This window comes from Streptomyces sp. TAA204, assembly GCF_000424965.1.
In genome coordinates, this window is the sequence record NZ_AUKW01000005.1 from 28,509 (window position 1) to 46,945 (window position 18,437).

At 72.3% G+C, this 18,437-nt stretch carries 15 protein-coding genes; 4 read left to right on the forward strand and 11 right to left on the reverse strand.

The features are described from left to right. Positions 1–104 precede the first annotated feature (104 nt). Positions 105–944 carry a PaaX family transcriptional regulator gene (locus tag H343_RS0110930; protein ID WP_486586861.1) on the forward strand — a complete coding sequence of 280 codons (840 nt, stop codon included), beginning with the start codon at positions 105–107 and terminating at the stop codon, positions 942–944. Between the two features lie 36 nt (positions 945–980). On the opposite strand, the gene H343_RS0110935 is transcribed toward H343_RS0110930, so the two are convergent. Next, positions 981–1,637, reverse strand: a complete 657-nt coding sequence (locus H343_RS0110935; protein ID WP_028431164.1) for a GntR family transcriptional regulator — start codon at positions 1,635–1,637, stop codon at positions 981–983. 232 nt (positions 1,638–1,869) lie between these two features. Here H343_RS0110935 and H343_RS0110940 point away from each other — a divergent pair, with 232 nt between their 5' ends. Beyond that, positions 1,870–4,587 carry a hypothetical protein gene (locus H343_RS0110940; RefSeq protein WP_028431165.1) on the forward strand — a complete coding sequence of 906 codons (2,718 nt, stop codon included), beginning with the start codon at positions 1,870–1,872 and terminating at the stop codon, positions 4,585–4,587. Positions 4,588–4,723: 136 nt separating this feature from the next. Beyond that, positions 4,724–5,308 carry a Uma2 family endonuclease gene (locus H343_RS0110945; RefSeq protein WP_028431166.1) on the forward strand — a complete coding sequence of 195 codons (585 nt, stop codon included), beginning with the start codon at positions 4,724–4,726 and terminating at the stop codon, positions 5,306–5,308. A gap of 168 nt (positions 5,309–5,476) precedes the next feature. On the opposite strand, the gene H343_RS0110950 is transcribed toward H343_RS0110945, so the two are convergent. The 8 genes from H343_RS0110950 to H343_RS0110985 all read right to left on the reverse strand — a co-directional run bounded on the left by H343_RS0110950 (position 5,477) and on the right by H343_RS0110985 (position 16,514). Continuing rightward, positions 5,477–5,980 carry a hypothetical protein gene (locus H343_RS0110950; RefSeq protein WP_028431167.1) on the reverse strand — a complete coding sequence of 168 codons (504 nt, stop codon included), beginning with the start codon at positions 5,978–5,980 and terminating at the stop codon, positions 5,477–5,479. Between the two features lie 457 nt (positions 5,981–6,437). Then, the gene (locus H343_RS34870; RefSeq protein ID WP_028431168.1) at positions 6,438–7,460 is read right to left on the reverse strand and encodes a helix-turn-helix domain-containing protein; all 1,023 of its coding nucleotides are present in this window, start codon (positions 7,458–7,460) and stop codon (positions 6,438–6,440) included. Positions 7,461–7,652: 192 nt separating this feature from the next. Beyond that, on the reverse strand, positions 7,653–9,404 hold the full coding sequence (gene sucB / locus H343_RS0110960) for a 2-oxoglutarate dehydrogenase, E2 component, dihydrolipoamide succinyltransferase (protein WP_028431169.1): 1,752 nt from the start codon (positions 9,402–9,404) through the stop codon (positions 7,653–7,655). A 112-nt stretch (positions 9,405–9,516) separates the two neighbouring features. Next, positions 9,517–10,905, reverse strand: a complete 1,389-nt coding sequence (gene lpdA, locus H343_RS0110965) for a dihydrolipoyl dehydrogenase (protein WP_028431170.1) — start codon at positions 10,903–10,905, stop codon at positions 9,517–9,519. A 306-nt stretch (positions 10,906–11,211) separates the two neighbouring features. Next, positions 11,212–12,759 carry a leucyl aminopeptidase gene (locus H343_RS0110970; RefSeq protein ID WP_028431171.1) on the reverse strand — a complete coding sequence of 516 codons (1,548 nt, stop codon included), beginning with the start codon at positions 12,757–12,759 and terminating at the stop codon, positions 11,212–11,214. Positions 12,760–12,953: 194 nt separating this feature from the next. Beyond that, positions 12,954–13,949: an adenosylcobinamide-GDP ribazoletransferase gene (locus H343_RS0110975; protein WP_078505418.1), complete on the reverse strand. Its 996-nt coding sequence runs from the start codon at positions 13,947–13,949 to the stop codon at positions 12,954–12,956. A gap of 76 nt (positions 13,950–14,025) precedes the next feature. After that, positions 14,026–15,144, reverse strand: a complete 1,119-nt coding sequence (locus H343_RS0110980) for a nicotinate-nucleotide--dimethylbenzimidazole phosphoribosyltransferase (RefSeq protein WP_028431173.1) — start codon at positions 15,142–15,144, stop codon at positions 14,026–14,028. A gap of 149 nt (positions 15,145–15,293) precedes the next feature. After that, on the reverse strand, positions 15,294–16,514 hold the full coding sequence (locus tag H343_RS0110985) for a bifunctional adenosylcobinamide kinase/adenosylcobinamide-phosphate guanylyltransferase (protein WP_028431174.1): 1,221 nt from the start codon (positions 16,512–16,514) through the stop codon (positions 15,294–15,296). 82 nt (positions 16,515–16,596) lie between these two features. On the opposite strand from H343_RS0110985, the gene H343_RS30115 reads away from it, so the two are divergent. Next, positions 16,597–16,833, forward strand: coding sequence for a hypothetical protein (locus H343_RS30115; protein ID WP_037903423.1), 237 nt, complete (start codon positions 16,597–16,599; stop codon positions 16,831–16,833). Positions 16,834–16,884: 51 nt separating this feature from the next. Here H343_RS30115 and H343_RS0110995 read toward each other — a convergent pair whose 3' ends face one another. Next, positions 16,885–17,616 (reverse strand): methyltransferase domain-containing protein, encoded by a 732-nt coding sequence (locus H343_RS0110995; protein ID WP_051265072.1) that lies wholly within the window; start codon positions 17,614–17,616, stop codon positions 16,885–16,887. After that, on the reverse strand, positions 17,613–18,212 hold the full coding sequence (locus H343_RS0111000; RefSeq protein WP_028431176.1) for a DUF3043 domain-containing protein: 600 nt from the start codon (positions 18,210–18,212) through the stop codon (positions 17,613–17,615). Before H343_RS0111000 ends, H343_RS0110995 begins: the two co-directional genes overlap by 4 nt. Positions 18,213–18,437: the final 225 nt, after the last annotated feature.

Below are 18,437 nucleotides of genomic sequence, written 5' to 3' on the forward strand. Positions count from 1 at the left end.
GCGCCCGGCGCTCGGCCGTGTGCGTACAGCCAGGAACGTACGGCTGTCTCGTGACGTCCGTCAATAATGTGCACAACATCAGATCCGGGGGCTACGCTCGGGGTGTGACGCCCAGCAGTGAAGACACCCCCGCGCAGCGGCTGTCGGTGCGCCCGCAGTCGCTGATGTTCAGCTTCCTCGGCATCCACGTGCTCGGACGCGGCACGGGCGTCTACTCGGGAAGCATCATCGACGTCTTCGCCCGGACCGGCGTCTCCGAGGAGGCCGTGCGCTCCACGCTCGCCCGCATGGTCAAGCGGAACCTGCTGATGCGCAGGCGGCAGGGCCGAAAGGTCTACTTCGGCCTCACCCCGCACGCCGAGGACGTACTCCGCGACGGCCACCGGCGCATCTGGGAGACCGGCGCCGTCAACCGCGACCGGGACGGCACCTGGACGCTCGTGGGCTTCTCACTCCCCGACAGCCGCCGCCGGGAGAGACACGACCTGCGCTCCCAGCTCACCTGGGAGGGATTCGGCCCGCTGCAGAGCGGACTGTGGATCGCGCCGGGCGAGAAGGACGCCGCAGCGATCCTCGCGCCGCTCGGCCTCGACGAGCACGTCACCGTGCTGAGGGCGCAGGCGTCCAAGCCGACCGAGGCCGCCGACCTCGTACGGAAGGCCTTCGACACCTCCGCCATCGCCGACGGGTACAGGGCCTTCCTCGAACGCTGGGACCGGCACCGCCCGCTGCCCTCCGCCCCCGACGACCTGGCGCGGCAGCTGATGCTGCACACGGACTGGCTCCAACTGGTCCGCCAGGACCCCCACCTGCCCGCCGAACACCTCCCGCGGGACTGGCCGGCCATCCGCGCGGAGACGTGCTTCCGCTCCCTGGCGGGCACCTACGAACCGGTCGCCGCCCGCATCGCCGGCGAAGTGCTGGACGTACTCGACCTCACCTGACGCGGCCGCACCGCACCCCGCCCGACCCGCCCCCCGCTACGGGGCCGCGGGCCCCCGGGGCGCGGGGGCACAGCCGAGGACGTGCGCCTTGACCAGCTCGCCGATACGCGGATCGTGCCGCCGGAAAGCCTCCATGACCGCCTCGTGCTCCTCCGCGTAGGACTGCTGCACCGTCCCCAGCCAGCGGATCGACAGCGCCGTCCACACCCCGATGCCCAGCGATTCCCACGTGTGCAGCAGCACGCTGTTGCCCGCCGCCCGCACCAGTTCACGGTGGAAGGCGACCGTGTGCCGCACCTGCGCCTCCCCGTCACCGGTCCGGTCAGCCTCGTAGAGCGCCTCCACGTGGGGCCGGAGGGCGGAGGCGTCACCGGCCAGCCCCGGCGCGGCCAGCTCGGCGGCGATCTGCTCCAGCCCGGCCCGTACCGGGTAGATCTCCTCCAGGTCGGCCGCCGACAACTCCCTCACCCGCACGCCCTTGTTGGTGGCGGACTCGATCAGCCGCAGCGCCTCCAGCTCGCGCAGGGCCTCCCTGACGGGCGTCTGGCTGACCTCCAGCTCCACTGCGATCCGCCGCTCGACGATCCGCTCTCCGGGCTGCCACCGGCCGCTGACGATCCCCTCCACGATGTGCTCGCGGATCTGCTCGCGCAGCGAGTGGGCGAGCGGCGGCCGGGACGGGGTGGAGGTCACAGGCGCGGCTTCCTTTCGTGCGGATCGTGCGGGATTCCGGGCGGGACGGTGCCTCGACAATACGGCCCGGGAAGGGGCCGCCTCGCGGGGAGGCATTCAAGACAGCGGGGGACGGCTCGGCCGGTTAACGACTTCCGTCCCCGGCGCCGTCTCCCCTTACCATGCGCAGTCGGCCGTTCACAGGCGTGGACGTACTTCGTGCTCGGATCAACGGGGGGTTGACGGAAAGACCATGACGCTTGTCTTCAAGGGCGCCGACGGTGTCTTCAAGCTGCTGAACAGACTGGTGCGCAGGCCGTCCAGAGGCGAATCACCGGAAGGCGTGAAGGGCCGCAACGGCATCCCGGTCGTGTGCCTGACGACTCACGACCAGGACGGCCTGGCCGCGGACATGGCGGGAGCGCTGCGCACGGCCAGACCGAACGGAGTCCTGCACGAGTCGGTCGACGTGCCGGCGGTGTGGTCCGAGGTCACGCGGCAGCGGACCGACCTGCCCGACGACTGGAAGCCCGTCGAGCTCTGCCGGCAGGTCCTGGTCAAGCTCGCGCAGGAGTACTCCTCGGCGAGCAACGAACGCGACCGGCGCGTGCGCTTCCGCCGGTTCGGCCTCGTCAACTGGCTGCTGTCGACGCAGTACGCCGCGGAGGAGCCCGACCCCCAGCACGACCGGGAACTGCTGCGCGGCCTGCGGGAGCGGGAGTTCAGGCGACGGCGCTTCTTCGGTGTGCTGCGCAGCCCGGAGACCGAGGTCGCGCTGCAGGGCGCCGGGATCTCCTGGTGGGTGCCGATTCTCGGGCTGCACGTCTTTCCCGTGGTGTGGTTCCGGGCCTGGCGCGGAGTGGGCGCCGAGTACAGGTGGCTGCTGCGCCAGCCGTACATGGCGCCGCGAGACCCGGGGACCTTCGTCGGCTTCGCGATGCGGCTGACGCAGCCCCGCTGGGGGCGGGAGAGCCCCGAACAGGTCGGCAAACTGATGATCAACGCCTTCCTGGAGGACCTGCGGGCGGAGTACCGCCGGCGCACGGGGCGCCGGCGGCGGGCCGCGCGCCGTACGGCCTACTGCGTGGCGCTGCTGCGCGGGGTGAGCGAGGCCAACCACGGCAAGGAGCTGCTGCGTTCACTCGTCGACGTCCGCAACGACACCGGTGCGTTCGACCCGTTGGTGGTCATCAGCAGCAGCGCCCCGAGCGGCGACGAACGTCCGGGCCAGGGGCAGCTCTCCGAGGACCTGTACGGGATCTGGCGCAACAAGTTCAGCGACGCGGGACGGAGCCGCACCCCCGACGTGTGGTACCTGCCCGTCACCGTCCCCGGGCCTCTCTCCGACACCGACGCCGACTACGAACTGCACCAGGACCGGCTGCGGCTGGCCAACAAGCTGGAGGTCGACCCGCCGCCGCGCTGGGCACGGCGCCGCGTGAGCGTCGCGGCGGCCGTCGTCGCGCTGTGCGTGCTGGCCGGAGGCGTCGCCGGGTGGGCCCGCAGCGAGGGCAGCTGGGAGGAGCGGCACTGCGGACTGAGCCGCTCGGACCCGGACGCGGCCACACTGAGCGTCCACGGCGACGGCGAATGCGTCGGTGTGGCACCCCACGGCTACGCCTTCGGCTCCTCGGACCCGAAGGTCAACAAGACGCTGAAGACACTCGCCGAACAGAACGAGGAAGCCGACAGGCTGCACCGCGACTCGCAGCGCCCCCTGGTGACGCTCGTGCACGTCTCGGCGCTGCTCAACTCCGCGCAGGCGAAGAACGACGGGCCACTGACATACGCGCGTGAACAGCTCCAGGGAGCCGCGAGCGCGCAGCGGCGCCAGCTCGACAAGAGGGGCGGCACCCAGCCCGTGCTGCGCATCTACCCGGCGAGCGCCGGCTCCCAGATGCGCTACGGCCCCGAGGTCGTCAAGACGCTCGAGCGCATGATGCGGGAGGACGAGTCCATCGTGGGTGTCACCGGACTCGACCAGAGCCGGACCATGACGGTCACCACGATCAGGCAGCTCACCCGCATCGGGCTCCCGATGGTCGCGACGACCCCGTCGGCGGACTCCTTCAGCGACTCCTCGCCGATGTACTACCAGGTCTCACCGCAGAACCGCCGCGAGTCGGCGGTCGCCGCCGCCTACGCCTCCGAACTTGCCGAGAAGGAGGACCGGGAGCGTCGGGTCCGCATCATCTACTCCGCCGACCCGTCGGACGTCTACAGCTCCAACCTCCGGGAGGACATGAAGGAGTCGATGCTCGCGGCGGACTTCGACGTCGAGGAGGCAGCCTTCACACCCGGGACCGGTTCGGCAGCCGGGGCGGGCCGTGCCGGACCGCGGCTGATGGGCGAGCAGGCCTGCGGCTACGACGGACTGGTCTTCTACGCCGGACGCGCGGAGGACTTCGCGACGGTGCTGAACGGGACCGACGAAGCCTGCGGATCCGCCCCTCCCACCCTGCTGGGCGGGGACGACGTGGCACGGCTCGCGGCCGACCCCGACCTGCGCACCGCCTATCCCAAGGTGCCCTTCACCTTCCTCGACTTCACCATGGGCTCCGTCTCCTGCGACAGCGAGAGCAACCTCTACAGCACGATGCGGGAGCTGTTCCCCGACGAGTGCGAGCAGGCGCCGAACACCTCGCTGGACGGACACGCGACGCTGGCGTTCGACGCCGTCAACCTCTACATCAAAGCCCTCGGCCAACTGCGGGACACAGCGCCGAGCCTGCCGCTGACCGCACCCGCCGTGTGGCACGCGCTCAGCAGCATCCACGGCAGCGCGGCCCTGGACGGCGAGAGCGGACGCATCGACTTCGGCGGGAAGGTCGACCGGCAGATCCCCCTCGACAAACTGATCTCCGTGCAGCACGTCGACGGGGAGAAGAGACCCGAACAGATGGGGTTCTGCGGGCGCTGGGGGCAGTTGGAGCAGGATGACTGGTGCCCGGAACCGGAGCGGGCGGAGTAGCGGACGCAGCGGACGGGACGGCCGGCAACAGCTCCCACGGACACGGGCGTCACCCGAGCGAATGATTCGTCCCGGCAGCACCCGTGAACGGGATTCGTACTGCCAATACTGGCCTTCGACTGGAAGGAGGTACACCATGACGGTTATGGCCGAGCACACGTCTCAGATGCGGGTCGAGGAGTTCGAAGAGATCGCCTCCAAAGCCCCCGAGACCGTCATGCTGGAGTTCCTCGACGGACGGATCGGGGTCAAGAGCATGCCTGACGGGGACCACGACACCATCACGATGTGGCTGCTCAGACAGTGCATCCACGCCCGGCCGGAGCTGGATCTCCATCCCGAACGAGGGCTGCGGGTCGGGTCGTACCGCAACGGCCGTGCACGTGCCGACGGCGCTCTCGCGCCCGTGGCCCACTTCGCCGGGCAGGGCGAGTGGGCCGATCCGAGCGGAGTCCTGATGGTGGCGGAGGTGACCTCCTACGACGAGGACACCGACCGCAGGGACCGGGTCGAGAAGCCCCCGGCGTACGCGGCCGCGGGCATCCCTGTCTACCTGCTTGTCGACCGGGACTCCTGCACGGTCGTCGTGCACAGCAACCCGGATCCCGAAGGGGCTCGCTACCGGGACGTCCACACCGCCCGCTTCGGCGAGAGGGTGGTCCTCCCCGAGCCCGTGGGGATCGAACTGGACACGGACGTGCTGAAGAACTACGTGCGCTGACGCCGCGGACTGCCGTTCCCGCCCCGCACTCCGCACCTGAGCAACCGCGCGACCGGACCCTCCGAGGCCCGAACTCGCCGCCCTGGCGGGGACGCTGACGGTGCGGTGAACTCCACGGCGCCGGGCAGCCTGCCTGCCCTGCACCGGCGCCGTCCCACGCGCGGCAACTCAGGTGTTTCCGTCCTGACGGCGGCGCCCCGTGGCCCGGGGAACGCCGAACGCCGCCGGAATCGCCACGACCGCGGCACCCGCGACCAGCCCCGGAAGGATGGCCCAGCACACCTCCGGCCGGGCCTCCACCCACATCGGCCCGTCCTGGAAGACCTCGCCGAGCAGTGCGCCGTTGCGCCCGGGGAAGAGGGAGAGCAGCGCGGCGGTGCTTGGCATGGCGCTGACGTAGGCGAGGACGGTCAACCCCCACAGCCCGGCACCCTCCGGGGAGAGCGGGGCCGCCTGCCGGGCATGGCGGTAGACGGTCCCGGCCAGGGTCCAGGTGACGACGATCAGGAAGCCGGCACTGGCCGCGAAGCCGTAACCGCCGCCCGGCCAGTGAGGCGCCAGCCGGCGCCACAGCGCGTCGCCCTGTGCCATCACGATCCACGCGCTGAGGGCGATCACCGCCCACGTCCCGGCCTTCTTGCACAGTGAGACCGCCCTCGCCTTGTGCGGCATGCCCCCGAACCCTCTCTGACCAGCGCGCCACCAGCGCGTTGCCGGCCCGCACGACGGATGACGCCGCGGTGTGCGGCTCCCTCGTACGGACGAGGGAATCACCCGGGCGGACGAACCGCCCCGGCGGGGCACGTCGCCCGCCCTGACCCCCCGGCCGATGAGCAGCCGCGCGACGCGCGCCTCCGGTCCCGAACTCGCCCCTGTGACCATTGTGTTGTGTCTCTGGCTCAACCTCTGTGGCCTACCCGGCCCTTCTCCGGCACAGTCGTCACCGGTTCAGGACGCGCCTCGTCCTGTGAAACCGGGGGGACGGCGAAGGACGGCACCCGGAGCGCGATCCGCGTCTCCTTCGCCGGGGCGGCGGCCGAGAACGGCAAGCAAGTTCGGTACGCCGCCCACGGGATGTCCCTGTCCGTGCGCAACCACGGGCAGGGGCCTCGCCGTTCACCGGGATCTGTCACTCCTCCCCGGGAGCCCCCTTCTGCCGCAGCAGCGCCTCGCCCAGCGAAGTGAGCTGGTGGAAGACGCTGTTGGCGTGCCGGCGGCTGACGAGCAGCCCGGCGTCCCGCAGGACGGCGGCGTGCTGGCTGGCGGCGGACGGAGAGATGCCCGCGCCGCGGGCGAGTTCGGTGGTGTTGGGCACGGTGGCCGCCTCGCGCAGCACTGCAGCCCGTGTGGTGCCCAGCACCCGGGCCAGCGCATCGCCGGAGGGTTCCCCGGCACCGTACGGTTCGGGACGCATCCACCCGGCGTCGCGGTCCAGGGGGTAGAGGATCGTCGGCGGCAGGTCCGGATCGGCGAGCGGCACCGGGCGGCTCCACAGGAACTGGGAGGGGACCAGATGGACTCCGCGCCCCCGCAGGTGAAGATCCCGCTCCACGGGATGTGCGGGAATCTCCAGTACGGGCGGCCGCCAGCGCATCGCCGGGCGGAAACTGTCCAACAGGCCCTGACCGCCGCCGACTCCGCCCTCCCGGAGGGCCCGGACGCGCACCGCGCGGTCCGCCGCGGCGCGGCGGCGGACCGCCGGCCAGTACGGGGTCAGCGCCCGCGCGTGGAAGCCGGTGATCATACGGCCCAGCCGCTCGCGGGCGTGCGGTGAACGGTCGGTGAGTTCGTGCGCCCAGCCGGGCGCCCCCACGCGATCGTGCAGCTTGCCGAGTTCGTCGCCGATGCGCCTGCGCGGTGTGGCGAGGACGGCCTCGACGCCCGGCTCCACGCCCAGCATGCCCTCGGGCGGCGTGAGGAAGTCCGGGAAGTAGCTGGCGTCGGGCGCGAGGGCCGACAACTGCCGCACCTCGTCCGTGCGTCCGTGCAGGCGCAGGTCTGCCCGTACCTCCCGGCGCCACTCGGCGAAGGGCAGACGCCCGTACCGGGCCTGCAGCATGTGCAGGCTGAAGACCGTCTCCCAGAGGGGGTCGGGGCCCTCGGCGATGTGGGTGCGTGCGAGGTCCGTACCGGTGAAGTGGATGCGCAGCATGCGGTGTTCTCCGTGGCCCCTTCCGCTCGCAGGCGGCACGTTTCGCCGACACGCTAGCGCATACGCAGCGTTGCTGTGTCCTGACGGAGAGCGGGCGGGGGCCGGGGAGCGGGGCCCGGTACGGCGGCGGCCCCGCCCGGAGCAGCGAGGAGCTGTCCGGGCGGGGCCGCCGCGAGGCCGTGGGGGAGCGGGTCAGAGACCCAGCTCGCCCTCGAACTCGCCTGCCTCCAGGCGGGCCTTGACGTCGCCGAGGTAGCGCGCCGCGTCCGCTCCGTCGACCAGCTGGTGGTCGTAGGAGAGCGTCAGGTGGACCATGTCGCGGATCGCGATGGTCTCGCCCAGCTCCGGGTGGTCGATGACCATCGGACGGCGGACAGTGGCGCCGATGCCGAGCTCGGCCACCTGCGGGTAGTTCACGATGATCGTGTCGAACAGCGCACCGCGCGAACCGGTGTTGCTGATCGTGAACGTCCCGCCGGACATGTCGTCCGGGCCCAGGCCGCCGGTGCGGACCTTGTTCGCCAGCTCGGCCGTCTTACGGGCGATTCCCGCGAGGTTGAGGTTCCCGGCCTCCTTGATGACCGGGACCATCAGGCCCTTCTCCGAGTCCACCGCGATGCCGATGTTCTCGACGTCGTGGTAGGTGATCGTGCCGTCCTCGTTGAGGCGGGCGTTGACGGACGGGTGCGCCTTGAGCGCCTCGGCCGCCGCCTGCACGAAGAACGGCATCGGGGAGAGCTTGACGCCCTCGCGGGCGGTGAAGGAGTCCTTCGCGCGGGCACGCAGCCGCATCACGCGGGTGACGTCCACCTCGACCACGGTCGACAACTGCGCCTGGTTGTGCAGCGCCTTCATCATGTTCTCCGCGATCACCTTGCGGATGCGCGGCATCTTGACCGTCTGGCCGCGCAGCGGAGAGGGCTCCAGCTTCGGCGACCTGGGAGCGGACGACGCAGCCGCCGGAGCCGCCGGTGCCTGCTTCTTGGCGGCCTCGGCCGCGGCGACGACGTCCTGTTTGCGGATGCGGCCGCCGACGCCGGTGCCCTTGACCGTGGAGAGGTCGACGCCCTGCTCGGAGGCCAGCTTGCGCACCAGCGGAGTGACGTACGCGCCGTCGGAGTCACCGCCCGCGGGGGCGGGCGCGGCGGGCGCGGCCTGCGCCGGAGCAGGGGCAGGAGTCGGCGCGGGGGCGGGAGCCTGGGGCTGCTGCGGTGCCTGCTGGGGGGCGGGCTGCTGGGTCTGCTGAGCGGGCTGCGGCTCGGGCTCGGGCGCCGGTGCCTGCGCGGGCTCGGGCTGAGCCGGGGCCGCCGGAGCGGCCGCCGGTGCGGCGCCCGCAGCGCCGATCACGGCAAGCTTGGAGCCGACCTCGGCGGTCTCGTCCTCGCCGACCACGATCTCCAGCAGAGTGCCGGCCGCGGGGGCCGGGATCTCGGTGTCGACCTTGTCGGTGGAGACCTCCAGCAGCGGCTCGTCGGCCTGGACCTCCTCGCCGACCTGCTTCAGCCAGCGCGTGACGGTGCCCTCGGTGACGGACTCGCCCAGCGCCGGGAGCACCACGTCCGTACCCTCGGCGGGCCCGCCGCCGGACTGCGCGGCCGGTGCCTCGGCCGCCGGAGCCGGTGCCTGCTGCGCGGGCGCTTCCTGCGCCGGCTCGGGCTGCGCCTCGGGCTGTGCCTGCGCGGGCTCGGAGGCGGCCGCGCCCCCTGTCCCGTCGTCGATCACGGCCAGCTCGGCGCCGACCTCGACGGTCTCGTCCTCGGCCACCTTGATGGAGGAGAGAGTGCCGGCTGCGGGGGCCGGGATCTCGGTGTCGACCTTGTCGGTGGAGACCTCGAGCAGCGGCTCGTCGGCCTCCACTTGCTCACCCTCGGCTTTCAGCCATCGGGTGACGGTGCCCTCGGTGACGCTCTCGCCGAGCGCCGGCAGGGTTACGGAAACCGCCATGGTTTCGGTTGCTCCTAACGGAATGGTGCGGATGCGGGTCGCGCCCGGACTCTTCCCCCGGGGGCCTCTCCCCCTCGCTTCGCCGGGGGGACCCCCAGGGGAGGCCGAATCATCAGTCGTGGGAGTGCAGCGGCTTGCCCGCGAGGGCCAGGTGGGCTTCGCCGAGCGCCTCGTTCTGCGTCGGGTGTGCGTGGATCAGCTGCGCGACCTCGGCCGGCAGCGCCTCCCAGTTGTAGATGAGCTGGGCCTCGCCCACCTGCTCGCCCATCCGGTCACCGACCATGTGGACGCCCACCACGGCACCGTCACGGACCTGGACCAGCTTGATCTCGCCCGTGGTGTTGAGGATCTTGCTCTTTCCGTTGCCGGCGAGGTTGTACTTGAGGGTGACCACCTTGTCCGCGCCGTAGATCTCCTTGGCCTTCTCCTCGGAGACGCCGACGGAGGCGACCTCCGGGTGGCAGTACGTCACGCGCGGCACGCCGTCGTAGTCGACGGGCACCGGGTTCAGCCCGGCCAGCCGCTCCGCGACGAGGATGCCCTCGGCGAAGCCGACGTGTGCGAGCTGGAGGGTCGGGATGAGGTCGCCGACGGCGGAGATCGTCGGGACGTTCGTACGGCAGTACTCGTCCGCGAGCACGAAGCCGCGGTCCATGGCGACCCCGGCCTCCTCGTAGCCCAGGCCCTGCGAGACCGGGCCGCGGCCGATCGCGACGAGCAGCAACTCCGCTTCGTACTCCTTGCCGTTGGCCAGCCGCACCTTCACACCGTTGTCGGTGTACTCGGCCTTCTCGAAGAAGGAGCCCAGGGAGAAGGTGATGCCGCGCTTGCGGAAGGCGCGCTCCAGCAGCTTGGAGCTGCTCTCGTCCTCCGCGGGGACGAGGTGGGGGAGACCCTCGACGATCGTCACGTCCGTGCCGAACGACTTCCAGGCGGAGGCGAACTCGACGCCGATGACGCCGCCGCCCAGGACGATCGCGGACTCGGGAACCCGGTCCAGGCGCAGTCCGTGGTCGGAGGAGATGATGCGGTTGCCGTCGATCTCCAGACCGGGCAGCGACTTGGGCACCGAGCCCGTCGCGAGAAGGATGTGCCGGCCCTCGTAGCGCTGGCCGCCCACATCGACGGAGGTGGGGGAGGACAGCCGGCCCTCGCCCTCGACATAGGTGATCTTGCGGGACGCGACGAGACCCTGCAGGCCCTTGTAGAGCCCGGAGACCACGCCGTCCTTGTACTTGTGCACCCCGGCCATGTCGATGCCTTCGAGGCTGCTCCTGACGCCGTACTTGGCGCCCTCGCGTGCCTGGTCGGCCAGTTCCCCGGCGTGCAGCAGAGCCTTGGTGGGGATGCAGCCACGGTGCAGACAGGTGCCGCCCAGCTTGTCCTTCTCGATCAGGGCGACGTCCAGACCCAGCTGCGCCCCGCGCAGTGCAGCGGCATAGCCACCGCTGCCGCCCCCGAGGATCACTAGGTCGAAAACGGTGCTGGCGTCTTTCGCCACGTCACGTCCTCCATGCATGGGTACGCCGGAGCCGGTCTCCTACCGACCGGGCGGCTGTATGTTCGGCCGCTGTCTTGCTCGGCCCTGGACTCGGCTTGGTGAAGCCGCGCTGGGGGCCCTGTCCTGCCGGAGACCCATCTTCGCACTTGTCGGCGGGCAGCGGGACGCGGGGCTGTTTACCGGGCGGTACGGCCACGATCGCTCCGGGCGAACGAGGCCGTACCGCAAGGCGCTTCACTCAGTACCCCCTCCGCGGAGCGGGAAGTGTGACGCTGCTCACTCACCCCCCCCCGTGCGGAGGGAACCTCAGCCGATGTCGCCCGCCGCGGTCCGCTCCGCGAGCCGGACGAGGGTGCGGACCCCGGAGCCGGTGCCGCCCTTGGGGGTGTAGCCGAAGGGGCCGGACTCGTTGAACGCGGGGCCCGCGATGTCGATGTGGGCCCAGGTGACCTTCTCGTCGACGAACTCCTTCAGGAACAGGCCCGCCACGAGGCCGCCGCCCGGCCGGTCACCGATGTTGGCGATGTCGGCGACCGGTGACTCCATGCCCTTGCGCAGGTGGGCGGGCATCGGCATCGGCCACGACGCCTCGCCCGCCTCCTCCGCCAGCTCGTGCACGGTGCCGCGGAAGGCGTCGTCGTTGCCGAGGATGCCGAAGGTGCGGTTGCCCAGCGCCAGCACCATCGCGCCGGTGAGGGTGGCCACGTCCACCAGGGCGTCGGGGGACTCCTCGCAGGCGCGGGTGATGGCGTCCGCGAGGACGAGCCGGCCCTCCGCGTCGGTGTTGAGCACCTCGACGGTCTTGCCGCTGTACATGCTGAGCACATCACCGGGGCGGGTGGCGGAACCGGACGGCATGTTCTCGGCGAGCGCCAGCCAGCCCGTCACGTTGACGCGCAGGCCGAGCCGGGCGGCCGAGACGACCGCGGCGAAGACGGCCGCCGCCCCGCTCATGTCGCACTTCATCGTCTCGTTGTGGCCTGCGGGCTTGAGCGAGATGCCGCCCGAGTCGTAGGTGATGCCCTTGCCGACGAGGGCCAGCGACTTCTTGGCCCTGGGGTGGGTGTGTGCGATACGCACCAGGCGCGGCGGGTTGTCCGAGCCCTGGCCGACGCCGAGGATGCCGCCGTAGCCGCCCTTGGCGAGCGCCTTCTCGTCGAGGACCTCGATGTCCAGGCCGTGACTCTTGGCGGCCTCCCTCGCCCGGTCGGCGAAGACGGCCGGAGTGAGGTCGTTGGAGGGGGTGTTGATCAGATCGCGGGCACGGTCCACCTCCGAGGCGAGGACCTGGGCGCGCTCCGCCGCGGCCTTGTGCGCCTTGTCCCGCGGCTTGGCTCCGACCACCGCGATCTCTGCGAGCGGGGCCTTGGTGTCCTTGTCCTTGCCGCCCCGTCCCTTCTTGCCGTCCTCGCCGCCGCTGCGGTAGGTGGTGAAGGCGTACGCGCCGAGCAGCGCGCCCTCCGTCACGGCTGCCACGGCCGCCGCGTCGTCGACCGGCAGCGCGAAGGCGGCCTTCTTCGTGCCGGACAGGGCGCGCGCGGCCGTACCCGCCGCGCGGCGAAGCGTCTCCGGGTCCCAGGGCTCGTTCTTCGCGGGGGCCTCGCCCAGCCCGACGGCCAGCACGACCGGTGCCTTCAGGCCGTCGGCGGGGGCCGGAAGCCTGGTGGTCTCGCCCTCACTGCCGCCCGCGCCGAGTGCGTCCAGGGTCGCGGCGAGCTTCCCGCCGTACGCCTTGTCCACGGTCTCACCCCCGGATGCGACCACGGGGCCCTTGGGGCCCTTGGCTACGCCGATGACGACGACGTCCGCGCGCTGGGACGTCGCGGAGGAGGTGCTGAGAGTCAGAGCAGACACGGTGAGAAGGACCTTCTTCCTTGGAGAGGCCGGAACGGCGGGCCGCCGGATCTCGGTTGGGCGCTTCCGGGCTTCGGGCACCGGGCATCGTATGCCCGCGAAAAAGTCGTATGCGGGAGACGATACGCGCTGCCCGTGTGCCCACAACGGCCGCTGGGACGGTCTTCACACCGCCGTGGTTCCTCGCACGGGGGTCAGCCGAGTGCCATGACGGCCAGTGCCACGGTGCCCGCCGTCTCGGCGAGCGCGCCGAAGACGTCACCGGTCACGCCGCCCAGCCGGCGGCGGCAGTGCCGCAACAGCGCCTCGGCGGCGGCCAGTCCGAGGAGGACGGCCAACGCGCAGGAGACGGCGCCCGGGAACGCCGCGCCCCAGTGCACGAGTGCCCCCGCGGCCGCTGCCGACACGGTGACCAGCGCGGCGACGGCGGCGGCGGAACGTACGGGGACACTGCCCGCGACGGCCGCCCCCAGCCCGTCCGTACGGGCGGCGGCGACACCCGAACGGGCTGCGAGAGTCAGCGCACTTCGCGCCGTGACGGCGGACACGGTCACCGCGAGCGCCCCGTACGCCCAGCCGCTCTCGCCGAACAGCTCGCTGATGAGGGCGGTTTGCGCCAGCAGCACGAGCACCAGCGTGACGACCCCGAACGGGCCGATGTCCGACTGCTTCATGACGCGCAGCGCGTCTCCGGCAGGCTTGGCGCTGCCCAGCCCGTCCGCGACGTCCGCGAGACCGTCCAGGTGCAGCGCACGGGTGAGCACGGCGGGCACGGCGACGCAGACCACGGCGGCGAAGAGCGCGGACGTACCGAGCAGCAGCGCCAGCACGCCCGCGGCGGCTGCCGCCAGACCCATCAGCAGACCGGCGAGCGGAGCCAGCTCCATGCCGCGGCGGGCCGCACCGCGGTCCCAGCGCGTGACGTGCACGGGAAGGACGGTGAGCGTGCCCAGCGCGAACCGCAGTCCGTCCTCGGCGGACGCGGTACCGGTGGAGTCCTTGCCGGAGTCACCGGAGTCACCGGAGTCACCGGAGTCACCGGAGTCACCGGAGTCACCGGAGTCACCGGGGCCGCCCGGGCCTTCGCTGCCGCCGTCCGCGCCGGGGCTGCCGGGGTCCCGCGCGTCACCGCCGCCCGCGGTGGCGGCGGTGTCGTCCTCCTGGGGCCCGTCCGGCCGGTTGCCGTCCATGGCAGCGCAGGTTAGCGCTTCACGCCACCGGGCGGGACCGTCGCGGCGAACTCGGTCCGGGACGACGAGGGGCGGATCAAGTCGCGTCCAGCGCGGGTGCGTTCGCGCCCTCGCCCTCGCCCTCGTCGTCCGCTCCGCCGTCGGTCTCACGCACGGGCAGCTGAGCCGCCAGCTCGGACGCCGCCTGAACCAGCGGCAGCGCCAGCAGCGCCCCGGTGCCTCCGCCGACCGCGACCCGCTGGTCCATCAGGGGGTCCAGCGCCATGCGGTCCAGGGCCTTGGCCTGCGCCGGCTCGCCGCTGACCTGTCCGGCCAGCCACCAGTCGGGCGCGCGGAACGCGACGCGCTGCGCGACGAGCGCGCACGCCGCGGAGACCACGCCGTCGAGGATCACGGGCGTACGGCGCACGGCGGACTGCAGCAGGAACCCTGTCATCGCGGTCAGGTCCGCACCCGCGACGGCCGCGAGCAGCTCCAACTGGTCGCCCAGCACGGGACGCGCCCGCCGCAGACCGTCCCGGACGGCGGCGCACTTGCGCATCCACGCGAGGTCGTCGATCTCGTGGCCGCCGCGTCCGGTGACGACGGAGGCGTCCGTGCCGCACAGCGCGGCGATGAGCGTTCCCGCCGCCGTCGTACCGCCGACGGACAGGTCGCCGAGGACGATCAGGTCCGTGCCGGCGTCCGCCTCCTCGTCCGCGAGGGCCATCCCCGCGCGGAACGCCCGCTCCGCCTCCTCGTCGGTGAGGGTGTCCTCCTTGTCCAGCCGTCCCGAGGAGCGCCGCACCCGGTGCCGGGTCACCTCCGCGGGAAGCTCCCCGGGGTCGCAGTCGAGCGCCATGTCGACGATGCGCACGGGGACATCGAGGCGCCTGGCGAGGATCGCGGCGGGTGACGTGCCCTCCAGCGCCGCCTGTACGAGCGCGGTCGCACTGCCGAGGGGGGAGGCCGAGACGTTCAGCTCGGCCACGCCGTGATCGCCCGCGAAGACCACCATGCGCGGCTGACGCACCGGCTCGACGGGCAGTCGGTTCTGAGCCGCCGTCAGCCACTCGCCCAACTCGTCGAGCCTGCCGAGAGCATGAGCGGGCAGTCCGGTCCGCGCCCTTCGATCTTCGGCGTCCCGGCGCAGTCCGCCGTGCGGGCGCTCGATGAGATCGGAGAAGTCATCCAGTTCCAGGGTGCGGTCACTCATATTGGCGAAGCGTACGGTACCGACCCCGCGCGGGCGGTGGTGCGGGGTGGGGGCGTGTACGGACCGGAGCGGGCCGCCGTACGGACGGAAGCCCGCGTGCCGCGCGGTCGGCGACGAGGCGGGCGGACGGAACCCGGGCCTGCGTCGCCTCAGCCGCGCAGCGGATGCGCGATGCCCGCGGTGACGGTCAGCACGTGCTCGCACTCCGCCGCGAACGCCGCGTTCAGCCGCCCCAGTTCGTCACGGAACCGGCGGCCCGCGGCGGTGGCGGGCACGATCCCCGACCCCACCTCGTTGCTGACCGCCACCACCGTCCGCCGAGTACCGCGCACGGCCGCGACGAGAAGCGCGACCCGCTCCCGCAGCATCCGCTCCCCGACAGTGCTCCAGCGCCGCTCGTCCCAGGCCCCGGCCGCGTCCATCGCGTCCGTCAGCCACAGGGCGAGACAGTCGACGAGCAGCGGCGGCCCGGTGGCGTCCAGGAGCGGGACGAGATCGCACGTCTCGCTGGTGCGCCAGGACGCGGGGCGGCGCTCCCTGTGCGCCTGCACCCTGTCCGCCCACTCGGGATCGTCCTCCCGGCTTCCGCCGGTGGCCACGTACAGCACACCCGGGAAGGCCGCCAGCCGCCGCTCCGCCTCCGCCGACTTGCCCGACCGCGCACCGCCCAGGACCAGCGTGCGGCGCGGCACCTCCGGCAGCTCCGGGTACTCGCCCACGACCAGCGTGGTCCCGTCCGGCTCGGTGTGCGCCCCCGCCGCGGCGAGCCGCCTGCGCAGCTCGGCCCCGGGCGGCACGTCGTGGCCGATGTGGACGGCGAGCACGTCGGTGGACGGGCCGACCGCGCCGGCGGCACGCAGCCGGGCGAGTGCGTCGGGGCGGCCGAGCACGTCGAGCAGCACCATGTCGTGGGGCGCGGCCGCGTGCGCGTCCCGGCCGTCGGCCGGCCCGGCGCGGCCGGCACCGGGCGGCAGGTAGAGCAGGCTCTCGCCGCCCGGTCCGGTCACCTGGTAGCCCGTCCCCGGCGAGTCCAGCGACACGGCGCGGACGCGGTGGCCGCTGATCAGGACGAGTTCCTGCCGGTCCGAGACCCGTACCGGGGCGGGCAGTCCGGCGGGGACCTCCAGCGCGGGCCCGTCGTGCGGATGCGACAGCAGTACCTGGCGTACGTGGTGCAGGGAGCGCCCCGCCCGTGCGGCGGCGAAGGCAGGGCCGGGAGTGAGGTCGAGCAGCACCGTGTCGTCGATGAGGAGCGCCGTGGGTGCGCGCGCGTCCGTCGGGCTGCCCACGCAGGCCGCGCACACGGCGCACGGGCAGTCGGGCCGGGGCAGTCCGGTGGGGGCTCCGGTGCCGAGCAGTGTGAGTTCCACACCACGATCGTCTCGTGCGCGGTCGGCGGCCGCGCACTCAGGATTACTCTGCGGGGCAGACAGTCGATCTCGGGAGGCACAGATGGCGTGGACGTGGCGGTTCGAGAAGACGGACGGCACGGAGACCGAACCGGCCGTACAGCCCGAGGACTTTCCCACTCAGGGCGACGCCGAGTCATGGATCGGCGAGGTCTGGAAGGAGCTGCTGGAGGGCGGGACCGATCAGGTCACCCTGATGGAGGACGGCAGCAGGATCTACGGGCCGATGAGCCTGCACGCCGACGCGGGCTACCCGGACGACACCGCGCCGGAGAGCTGAACCGCACCGCAACGGTGCCCACCGCCGGGCCCGGCCCCCGGGCCCGGCGGGTCAGCCCCTCGCTCCGCAGACGTGCAGCAGTGCGGCGACCGAGCGGTACGGGTCGGTGCGTCCCGCCCGCTCCTCCGCGGCCAGCATCCGCGCCGCGGCCTCCTCCTCGGCGGGCCACGCCTCGTGGCCGAACACCCCCACCCCGTACCAGTGCCGCAGCGGTGTGCCGATCCCGGCGAGCCCTCTGGCCAGCGTCTCCAGACGGAAGGCCCGCCCGACGTGTTCCGGCAGGTCGAAGGCCGCCAGTGCCGCGTCCCAGTCGCCCGTACGGCCCGGGTGCATGGCCAGCGCGTCGTCGTTGCGTATCAGCACGGACAGCAGCCCGCCCGCGTCGAGCACCCTTGCGAGCCCCGCCAGCGTGGTGCCGGGGTCGCGGGCCTGGATGAGGCCCCCGTGGCACAGCACGACGTCGAAGGTCCCGGGCAGGAAGTGGGCGCCCGTCTCCTGGCTGCCGCCGGAGACGAGACGAACCCGCTTGCGTATCCCTTCGGGCTCGTCCGCCAGCTCCTTCTCCAGGAGTTCGTGCAGATCGGGGTCCGACTCGAGCCCGGTCACATGGTGCCCGGCGCGGGCCAGCCGCAGAGCCTGTACACCGTGCCCGAGGCCGACGTCGAGCACACGCAGCCTGCGTCCCACCGGGAAACCCGCGGCGAGCTGCTCGTCGAGCTGGCGTGCGAGGACTTCCTGACCGAGCCGGCCGAGCTGACCGAGCCGGCCCGGCTGCCCGCTCAGGGTCGCTCGCCGCGTGCGACCTGCGGCTTGGGAAGGCGCATCCGGCGCAGCTGGAGCGTACGCATCAGGGCGTAGGCCACGGCGCCCCGCTTGGGTTCGTCGGGGAAGCGCGCGCGCAGGTCGCGCTTCAGCCGGAAGCCCAGCCCGACCGAATCGAGGACGATCATCACGATCACGAAGAGCCACAGCAGCAGCGAGACGTTCTTCAGCTGCAGCGACGGCATCATGCTCAGCACAAGGATGATCACCGCGATGGGCAGGAAGAACTCGGCGACCGACCATCGTGAGTCCACGTAGTCGCGCGCGTACCGCCGCACGGGCCCCTTGTCCCGCGGGGGCAGATAGCGCTCGTCACCGCCTGCCAGCGCCGCACGCTGGCGGGCCATGGCGTTGCGGCGGTCCTCGCGCTGCCGCTTGGCCGCCTCCCTGCGGTTCGCCGGGGTCTTGGCGAGCGTACGGCGCTGCGACTGCGCGTCACTGCGCTTCGGCGTCGGGCGGCCCTTGGGGGCCTGCGGGTCACGGATCTGACTGGGCTCGGCAGCTGTCACCTTGCTGGTGGAGGCGGCCTGCCCTTCCTTCGAACGGCTTCGGAACACGACTCCAAGGGTACGGCGTGCGCCGGGGTGCCCCCAGGCCCGGGCGGGAACGATCTGGCAACGCCCGTGCCCCGGAGCGCCCGGTCACGCGGTCGAGGACCCTGCGCCTACTCCCTGGGCCGGAGGCGGCGGAGCTGGATCGTTCTTCAGGAGGAGCGCATCCGCCGCCGAACAGTGCGGTAATGGAAGCAGGGCCCGTAGTCTTGGGTCTTGAAGGTGTGCTGC